An 8,064-nucleotide genomic window follows, 5' to 3' on the forward strand; every position below is an offset into this window, starting at 1 on the left:
ACCCGCGCCCGCCCGGACTCCCCGTCCGGCGGCGGGAGCTGTCCGACGGGCCAGTGCGACCCCGACCCGAACGGCCTGGGCATCTACGTCGCCGAGGGGCACAGCTACTGCTTCCTCCACGAGAAGACGCCGGTGGCGTGCCTGGAGGGCTTCGTCAACACGCCCGAGGGCGTGGCGCTGCACGTGCGCTCCATGTACCAGAGGGACCAGACGCTTCAGCTCCCCCTGCACCTCCGGAATCCGGGCACGCCCGTTCATGGGGAGCCCCCGACGCTGGAGTCCATTCACGGCAACGTCGGCGACTTCTTCGTCGCCGTGCGCAGTGGGGACGTCTCCCGGAAGCTGCGAGGCGAGCCGGTGTCGCGGTTGGTGTTCGGGTTCAAGCTCCCGGTGGACCTGGACGGCACCGGTACCCTGGAGGGCCTCCTCTACGAGTTGGCGCTCGAACCCGTGTCCGGCAACCGCCTCGTCGTGCGCTATCGGCCCACGCCCAGCACGGCCTGGTTGCGACAGTGCCAGGCGCCAGAGAACCCAAACGTCGCGTCCGTCCTCCTTCCGCAGCGACAGGTCGACGGCCTGACCGCGGCGGTGCGGCCCCACGACGCAACCCTCACCGTGGCCTGCGAGTCAGGCGCGATTGGCGCGTGCATGAACTGGGGCTATCAGCCGTGGACTCCCGAGAAGCTCCAGGCCGACCCGGACCGGGAGTTCGTCCATGGCGCGTGCCTCCAGGCCAAGCGCGCCGCCTATTTCGTGGGCCAGGGCGACCCGGGCAGCTACACCGTGAGCGGCACGGAGATTCTCCGGCGCGACGCCCACGGGTTCGGGCGCAACAGCAACAATGACCTCCAGGAGCTCGAATACCTGGAGGCCTTGTGGAGCCCCCGGGGCGCGGAGTGCCTCAACCTGGCGAACCGGCGCAGCAAGGTGCCCATCCCGAATGGCCTCACGTTGCCGGCCTGTGGGCCATTGCCCAAGTGGAGTTCCCAGGCGCGGTTCGCGACGGGTGTGGAGCGGCCCTCAATGCCCTGAGTCCGGAGCCCTGGCGGCGCGAAGCACGGCTTGCTCCGCGCCGTCCAGGGGCCCCACGTAGCGGCTCAACCAGGGCACCTGGGCCGTGGCGCGACGCCACGCCGCGTCGGCTTCACGGAGGGACGCTTCCCACCCTTCCGCCGGCCGCTGGCGCCGGGCACGCAAGAGCAGCAGCGCGCCTCGCACGGCGTGGGCCTCCGGCAGCCCGGGGTCCAGCTTCAGCGCGAGCGCCACCTGCGCCAACCCCTCCTCCACGAGGGCGGACGGAGCGCCTGTGTCCCGCGCCAGCCGCCAGGCCGCCCGGGCCACGGTGAGGTGGCTGTCGTAGTAGGGATAGAGCGACACGGCCCGCCGGGCCTCGGTGAGGGCCTGGCGCAGCAAGGCCGCACTGGAGCGCCCCTTGCGCCGCGCCTGCTCCGCCGCCGCCAGCGACAGCTCCGCCCCGAGGCTCCGGCAGTCCGCGCAGGTGGGGCTCAGCCGGTACGCTTCCTCCAGCGCGCGCTGCCCGCTGGCGAGCGCCGCGCTCGCGTCGCCCGCCGCGCGCAGAGCCTGGAGCGCTTCGAGCAGGTGCGCGCCGGCCGCATGGAGCCAGGCGCGGTCAGACCGGGCGTTGACGCCACGGGAGCGCTCCGTCGCCTGGAGCGCCCGCGCCAGGGCCGGACGCGGGTCGCCGCCGGTCTCCAACAGATAGCGCGCGCGCGTCAGCTCCGCGGCGGCGGCATGGTCGTGGGCGGAGTGGAAGCGCTCGTCGAGGGCCAGCGCCTGCGTGCTGGCCTCCAGCGCCGCGTGCACGTCGGCCTCCGGGTCGCGCCCACGGGAGAACAGGAGGGATGCCCGAGCGGCGTACAGCTCGGCGAGGTTGGAGTGGGCGAACAGGTACTTCGGGTCCCCTTCGACAGCCCGCTGGAAGGCGCGCTCCGCTTCGGCATAGGCCGGGAGCGGGTCCTGCCCGTGCTCCCGCTGGTAGTTGCCCCGCCAGCGGTGCACGAGCCCCAGGTCGTTGAGCGCCCAGGGATAGTGCGGCTCCAGCTCAATCGCCCGCTCCAACCATTGAATGGCCTGTGCCCAGGACGCCTCGGGCGCCTCGCCCGCGCGCGCCTGACGCAGGCCGCGCATGAAGTAGCTGTACCCCAGCGAGTCGTGCGCGAGCACGTCGCGTGGCTCCAACGTCACGGCCCGCGATGCCGCGTCTGTCCAGGCATCAAGCAGGGCCTCCGCGCCGCGCGCGTCCGGCGCGCCCTGGAAGGTCACCGCGCGGTACTGGTTCATCAGCACCTGGGCCTTCTTCGTGTGGCCGGAGGCCCGGTCCGGGTCCGCCACGAGGCTCCGGTCCGCCGCGGCCTCCGCCTGGTCCAACGCGGCCTTGCGTGAGCGCCCCTCCCGCTTGTCCAGCTCCGACAGTTGCAGCCATACCTCCGCGAGCGCCTCGTGGGCCCAGGCGTCGCTGCGCGCCAGCTCCACGGTCTGCTCGTAGCGGGACGCCGCCTCCATGAGCCCGGCCCGCGCGCCCGCGTAGTCCCCCTGCTCCAGCAAGGCCATTGCCCGCGCGAGCGCCACATCCCCGGCGAGCTTCCGCACCTCCGGCATCCACGACGCCTGCGCCACGGCCTCGCTCACGGCCCGCTCCGCGCCCTCGTAGTCCTTGCGGTACAGCGCGATGAGTCCTTCGAGGTAACGCGGCGACTCCAGCTCCACGCCGCCGCTGCGCTGCAGGGATTCGAGCGCGGGCGTCAGGTAGCGCGCCTCCCATTTCCGCTGCCGAGCGGCCACCCACGCCGCGCCGCCGCTGCGCCGCGCGTCCTCCATGGCCAGGCGGTACTGCTCCCCCAGGACCCGCCCCAAGGCGTAGTGGAGCCCCGGCGAGTCGACGCCCAGCTCGCGCGCCCGCGTCAGCTCCCGGTGCGCCTGCTCGAACTCGCGCATCGCCAGGTGGCCCCGCCCCAACGCCTGCCGCACCAGCCCCTCCCCCAGGTCTCCCAGGCCATGTCGCAAGGCGCCCATGCGAGCCATGCGCGCCCGGACACGCTGCTGCTCGGGCCGCGTGTCGTGCAGGGGCAGGGCCTGGAAGGCACGCACGAAGGACTCGACTTCCTGCACCTGCTGGCCCAACTGCTCGGCCAGCCGGACGCGGGAGGCCGTGCGCGCCTGGAGGTCCCGCTCCGCCAGCAGGGCCCGGGCCCCGAAGCCCCCGAGCAGCAGCATCCCCACCAGCGAGACGCCGGAGACGAACACCACCCCGCGATGCCTGCGCGCGGCGCGCCGCAGCCGGTGCGTCAGGCGGGGCCGTTGTCCGAGGATGGGCGCGCCGTCCAGGTAGCGCCCCAGGTCCTCCGCCAGCGCCCGGGCGGAGGCGTAGCGCAGCGCTGGCTCCTTGCTCAGGCACTTGAGGCACACCGTCTCCAGGTCTGCGTCCAGGTCCGGCACGCGCTCGCGTGGTGGCACCGGGTCGTCGTGGAGCACCCGGTTCAACGTCTCCAGCGGCGTGGCCCCCGTGAAGGGCGGCTCGCCGACGAGCAACTCGTAGAACGTGGCGCCCAGGCCGTAGACGTCCGTGCGCGCGCCGATGGCCTCCAGCTCACCCCGGGCCTGCTCGGGTGCCATGTACGCGGGCGTGCCCATCACCGCGCCGGTGGACGTGAGGCCGTGCCCCTCCCCCGCCTCGTAGGCGAGGCCGAAGTCCATGATGACGGGCTCGCGGCGCGCGCCCTCGCCCGGCAGCACCATGATGTTGGAGGGTTTGAGGTCCCGGTGGATGACGCCCAGCGCGTGGGCGGCCTCCACCGCCTCCGCCGCGGCCTTCAACCACCGCGCCTTCTCCACGGGCGCCAGGCCCCTCGCGGCGGCGTCCATCCGCTCGCCTTCCACGAGCTGCATGGCGATGAAGGCCTGGCCGCCCATCTCCCCCGCGTCGAACACCTTGCAGACATTCGGATGATCGATGCGAGCCTGGGCGCGGGCTTCCCGAAGGAAGCGCATGGCACGCTCCGGGTCCGCCCCCCGCAGGAACTTGAGCGCCACCGGCCGCCCGAGCGTCCTGTCCCGCGCGCGGTACACGTCCCCCATGCCACCCCGGCCCAGCAGCCCGAGCAGTTCGTAACGGGCCCCTGGCGCGGCAGGCACGGTGCCCGGTGCCGCGGGCGGAAGGCCCGCCACCGTGGCCCCCTCCTCGTCCGGCCGCGCGGCCGTCTCCGACGGAAGGGTTGGCACGAGGCGAGACATGGGCAAAGCCTATCAAACGCATACAGCCGAGGCACGGTGGCACACCGTGGCCTGTGTCACCGTGCCGCGCGAGGGTGTGCCACCGCACGTGTCTCGAGCGCGCGCCCAGAGGGAGCCTTGGAGTCCCTCGCCACGGCATACGCCTTGCTCAAGCAGCGACACGGCGAGGACGCGTGAAGGGCTCAGGGCCGCATGCGCCGCGCCGTCTCAACACTTCACACCACAGGAAACCCAACCCATGTCGAAGCTGCGTCACGCATTGATTGCCCTGTCCATGCCCGCCGTCCTGTGGGGCTGCGGTCCCGAGGACCTGATGGACGTCTCCACCGAGCCCCCCGCCGCGCAGGACCTGATGACCCAGGGCCAGGAGCTCGTCACGGCCAACACGTACACGTGGTCGCAGGGCAACATCGCCACGCCCATGGGCACGACGGTGAACCGGACCTGCTACCTGATGCGCGTGGGTGGAGACTTCGAAGGTGGCGGCGAGCGCGTCGACATCACCCAGACGGGCGGCTCGTGGTACCTGAGCGGCGCCTCGGGGCAGACGGGCATCAACGGCGGCGCGGGCTGCATCAACGTGGCGGACACGGGCACGGAGTACACGTGGACCCAGTCCTCGAGCTACCCCACGTACCTGGGCTCCTCCACCAACCGCGTGTGCTACCTGACCGGCGTCGCGGGCAAGTTCCATGGCAGCGGCGAGTGGGTCCACGTCTATGAGACCGCCGGGAGCTGGTACATGACGGGCAACTCCAGCCAGAGCGGTGTGCGGGCGCGCGCGCGCTGCATCAACCTGGGTGCTGGCAACACGTTCAGCCCGGAGTACACCTGGAACCAGGGCAACTCGGCCACGGCGCTGGGCGGCGCCACGGGCCGCTCCTGCGCCCTGACGTTCGTCCGGGGCAAGTTCGAGGGTGGCGGGGAGTACGTCCGCACCTACCAGGCGGGCGGCTCGTGGTACCTGGGCGGCGCCTCCGGCCAGGTCAACGTGGGCGCGCGGGCGCGCTGCTTCTAACGCCACCCGCGCACGGGGCGCCGGGGCTCAGGGCACGCCGACGATGGTGATGCCCTTGGACTCGGCGCCCGCGAAGAGGGCCGGGGCGTCCAGTATCACCGTGCGCCCCACCTCGAGCGCCAGCACGCGCGCGCCGACCTCCTGCATGACTTCCAGCGTGTGAGGGCCCACGGCCGGCAGGTCGAAGCGGAGGTCCTGCTGCGGCTTGCAGCGCTTCACCACCACGGCGCCTGAATTGCCACCCAGCCTGCCGCCCCGGAGGATGGCCTCGTCCGTGCCCTCCACCGCCTCCAGCGCCAGGACGTGGCCGTTGTGCACCACCACCGTCTGCCCCACGTCCGCCTGCCCCAGCAGGATGGCGACCTCGCGGCCCAGGGCCACGTCCTTCTCCTGCGCCGGGTGCAGCCGAGGCCCGGCGAGGTGGCCCTCCGGACACAGCACCTCCCCCAGGAAGTCCGTGGGGGCGATGATGGTGACGCCACGCGACTCGAAGTCCGAGGCCACCGCGCGCAGCAGCGCATCATCCCGGAAGCTCCGCAGCCGGGAGATGATGCGCACCGCGCCCAGGTCCGGCCGGGCCTCCGCCAGCGCCCGCACGCGGCCGATGCCGCCCGCCATGGCCGCCTGCTTCACGCCCGCTTCCCGGAGGGCCTTCTGGATGCGGTCCACCTGCCCGACGCGCACCCACGTCAGCCGATCCACCTCCGCGGCCAACGCCGGGTCCGTCTCTCCCCGGTGCGCCACGGCCACGACTTCCAGGCCCTTCTTCCGCGCGGCGCGCGCGAAGAGAAAGGGCAGCCGGCCGTTGCCCGCGATGAGGCCAATCCGATCCACCGCCGATGCTCCTCCGTCGCTCACGGCGTCAGCGCGTGAGGCCGCGCTTGCTCTGCTGGATGAACTGGATGAGGTGGTCCACCTCGGAGTGGCCCGCCAGCTCCGCGCGCAGCCGCACCATGGCCTCCTGGAGCGTCAGCTTCGAGCGGAACAGGATGCGGTGGGCTTCCTTCACCCGTTCGATCTGCTCCTTGGAGAAGCCGCTGCGCTCCAGGCCCACCGTGTTGAGGCCCACCAGCTCCGCCCGGTCTCCCTGGGCGGTGGCATACGGCGGGATGTCCATGGTCACCATGGCGCCGCCGGAGATGAAGGCGTGCTTGCCCAGGCGGGTGAACTGATGCACCGCCGCAAGGCCGCTGATGATGACGTGGTCCTCCATCGTCACGTGGCCCGCGAGCGCGGAGCCATTGCCGATGCGGCAGCCATTGCCCACCACGCAGTCATGCGCGACGTGACAGTTGGCCATGAAGAGGTTGCCACTGCCAACGCGGGTCGCGCCGCCACCACCGGCGGTGCCCTTGTGCAGCGACACGAACTCGCGAATCTGGTTGTCGTCGCCGAGCACCAGCTCCGTGTCCTCGCCCGCGTACTTGAGGTCCTGCGGGTCGGCGCCAACGGAGGCGAACTGGAAGATGCGATTGCGCTCGCCCAGCGTCGTGCGGCCTTCGATGACGACGTGGGGCCCCACGCGGGAGCCCGCACCGATCGTCACCTGGGGACCGATGATGGAATAGGGGCCGACCTCAACGGTTTCGTGAAGGCGGGCGTCGGGATGAACCACCGCGGTGGGATGAACCTGAGCCATGAAGTCTCCTCGTGCTCGCGGGGCGCGAATCAGGATGCCGCGCTCTCAGCCGCGTCGGCGTCCTTGTCCACGACGGTTGCCAGGAACTCGCCTTCGGCGACACGCGCGCCGTCGACCAGCGCCAGGCCCTTCGTCTTCCAGACAGCGCCCTTGTGACGCACCACCTCGATCTCCAACTGGAGGCGATCCCCCGGCAATACCGGCTTGCGGAAGCGCGCGCCGTCCACGCCCATCAGGTACGTGAGCTTGCGCGACGGGTCCATGTTCTCGCTCTTGTAGGCGAGGATGGCCGTCGCCTGCGCCAGCGCCTCCAGGATGAGCACACCCGGCATCACCGGGTGACCGGGGAAGTGCCCGTTGAAGAAAGGCTCGTTGATGGTGACGTTCTTGTAAGCCGTCAGCTTCTGGCCCGGGACGATCTCCACCACCCGGTCCACCAGCAGGAACGGATACCGATGCGGCAGCAGATTGAGAATCTCTCCGATGTCCATCACGGCCCCTTTTCCTTCTCCAGCGTCTCCACCCGGCGCCGCAGGGCGCGCACTTCCTTGAGCAGGTCCGCCATCTGGCCCGCAGCGGCGCTGGCCCGCAGCCACTCTCTGTGGGGGACGGCGGGGCTACCGCTCACCACCTGGCCGTCCGGCACGTCGTGCGCGACGCCGGACTGCGCGCCCACCTTGGCCAGGTCACCGACGCGGATGTGCCCCACCACGCCAACCTGCCCCGCGAGCACCACGCCCGTCCCAACCTCCGCCGAGCCGGACACACCAGCCTGAGCGCAGATGAGGGACAGCGGGCCCACTCGCACGTTGTGGGCAATCTGCACCAGGTTGTCGAGCTTCGCGCCGCGCCCCACCACTGTCTCGCCCACCGTCGCGCGGTCGATGCAGGTGCACGCCCCCACCTCGACGTCGTCCTCGATGCGGACGATGCCGACCTGGGGAATCTTGAAGTGCTCCGGCCCCGCCTCGCCTTCCGGGTTGAAGGCGAAGCCGAAGCCGTCCGCGCCCACCACGCTGGAGGCGTGGAGGATGACGCGCGCGCCCACGATGCAGCGCTCACGCACCGTGACGTTGGGGTACAGGACGCAGTCCTCCCCCACCTCGGCCTGTTCACCCACGTAGGCGCCCGGGTACAGCACCGTGCGCGCGTCATC

Annotated in this window: 7 protein-coding genes; 2 read left to right on the plus strand and 5 right to left on the minus strand. The window is 71.7% G+C overall.

The genetic code is table 11. The features are described 5' to 3' along the window. The coding region (locus HNV26_RS36070; RefSeq protein ID WP_253817369.1) for an ADYC domain-containing protein at positions 1-1,032 on the plus strand (1,032 nt) is incomplete at its 5' end. Here HNV26_RS36070 and HNV26_RS36075 read toward each other — a convergent pair. Then, positions 1,021-4,251 (minus strand): serine/threonine-protein kinase, encoded by a 3,231-nt coding sequence (locus HNV26_RS36075; protein WP_171452998.1) that lies wholly within the window; start codon positions 4,249-4,251, stop codon positions 1,021-1,023. The genes HNV26_RS36070 and HNV26_RS36075 overlap by 12 nt on opposite strands. Positions 4,252-4,489: 238 nt before the next feature. Here HNV26_RS36075 and HNV26_RS36080 point away from each other — a divergent pair, with 238 nt between their 5' ends. Beyond that, on the plus strand, positions 4,490-5,269 hold the full coding sequence (locus HNV26_RS36080; protein ID WP_171445502.1) for a hypothetical protein: 780 nt from the start codon (positions 4,490-4,492) through the stop codon (positions 5,267-5,269). Positions 5,270-5,296: 27 nt separating this feature from the next. Here HNV26_RS36080 and HNV26_RS36085 read toward each other — a convergent pair whose 3' ends face one another. From HNV26_RS36085 to lpxD, 4 genes are all read right to left on the minus strand, one after another. Further along, the gene (locus tag HNV26_RS36085) at positions 5,297-6,103 is read right to left on the minus strand and encodes an LpxI family protein (protein ID WP_140864386.1); all 807 of its coding nucleotides are present in this window, start codon (positions 6,101-6,103) and stop codon (positions 5,297-5,299) included. A gap of 28 nt (positions 6,104-6,131) precedes the next feature. Beyond that, a complete protein-coding gene (gene lpxA, locus HNV26_RS36090) occupies positions 6,132-6,908 on the minus strand; it encodes an acyl-ACP--UDP-N-acetylglucosamine O-acyltransferase (protein WP_011554711.1) in 777 nt (258 codons plus the stop codon). 29 nt (positions 6,909-6,937) lie between these two features. Next, a complete protein-coding gene (fabZ, locus tag HNV26_RS36095; protein WP_171445504.1) occupies positions 6,938-7,399 on the minus strand; it encodes a 3-hydroxyacyl-ACP dehydratase FabZ in 462 nt (153 codons plus the stop codon). After that, the coding region (gene lpxD, locus HNV26_RS36100; protein WP_171452999.1) for a UDP-3-O-(3-hydroxymyristoyl)glucosamine N-acyltransferase at positions 7,399-8,064 on the minus strand (666 nt) is incomplete at its 5' end. The genes lpxD and fabZ, both read right to left, overlap by 1 nt.

This window comes from Myxococcus xanthus, assembly GCF_013116825.1.
GTDB classification, from domain to species: Bacteria; Myxococcota; Myxococcia; order Myxococcales; family Myxococcaceae; genus Myxococcus; species Myxococcus xanthus_B.

Bases quoted from the DNA above. Each gene is read 5' to 3' on its own strand.
- HNV26_RS36080 (WP_171445502.1), top strand. From the start codon at position 4,490: ATGTCGAAGCTGCGTCACGCATTGATTGCCCTGTCCATGCCCGCCGTC.
- lpxA (WP_011554711.1), bottom strand. From the start codon at position 6,908: ATGGCTCAGGTTCATCCCACCGCGGTGGTTCATCCCGACGCCCGCCTT.
- fabZ (WP_171445504.1), bottom strand. From the start codon at position 7,399: ATGGACATCGGAGAGATTCTCAATCTGCTGCCGCATCGGTATCCGTTC.
- HNV26_RS36075 (WP_171452998.1), bottom strand. From the start codon at position 4,251: ATGTCTCGCCTCGTGCCAACCCTTCCGTCGGAGACGGCCGCGCGGCCG.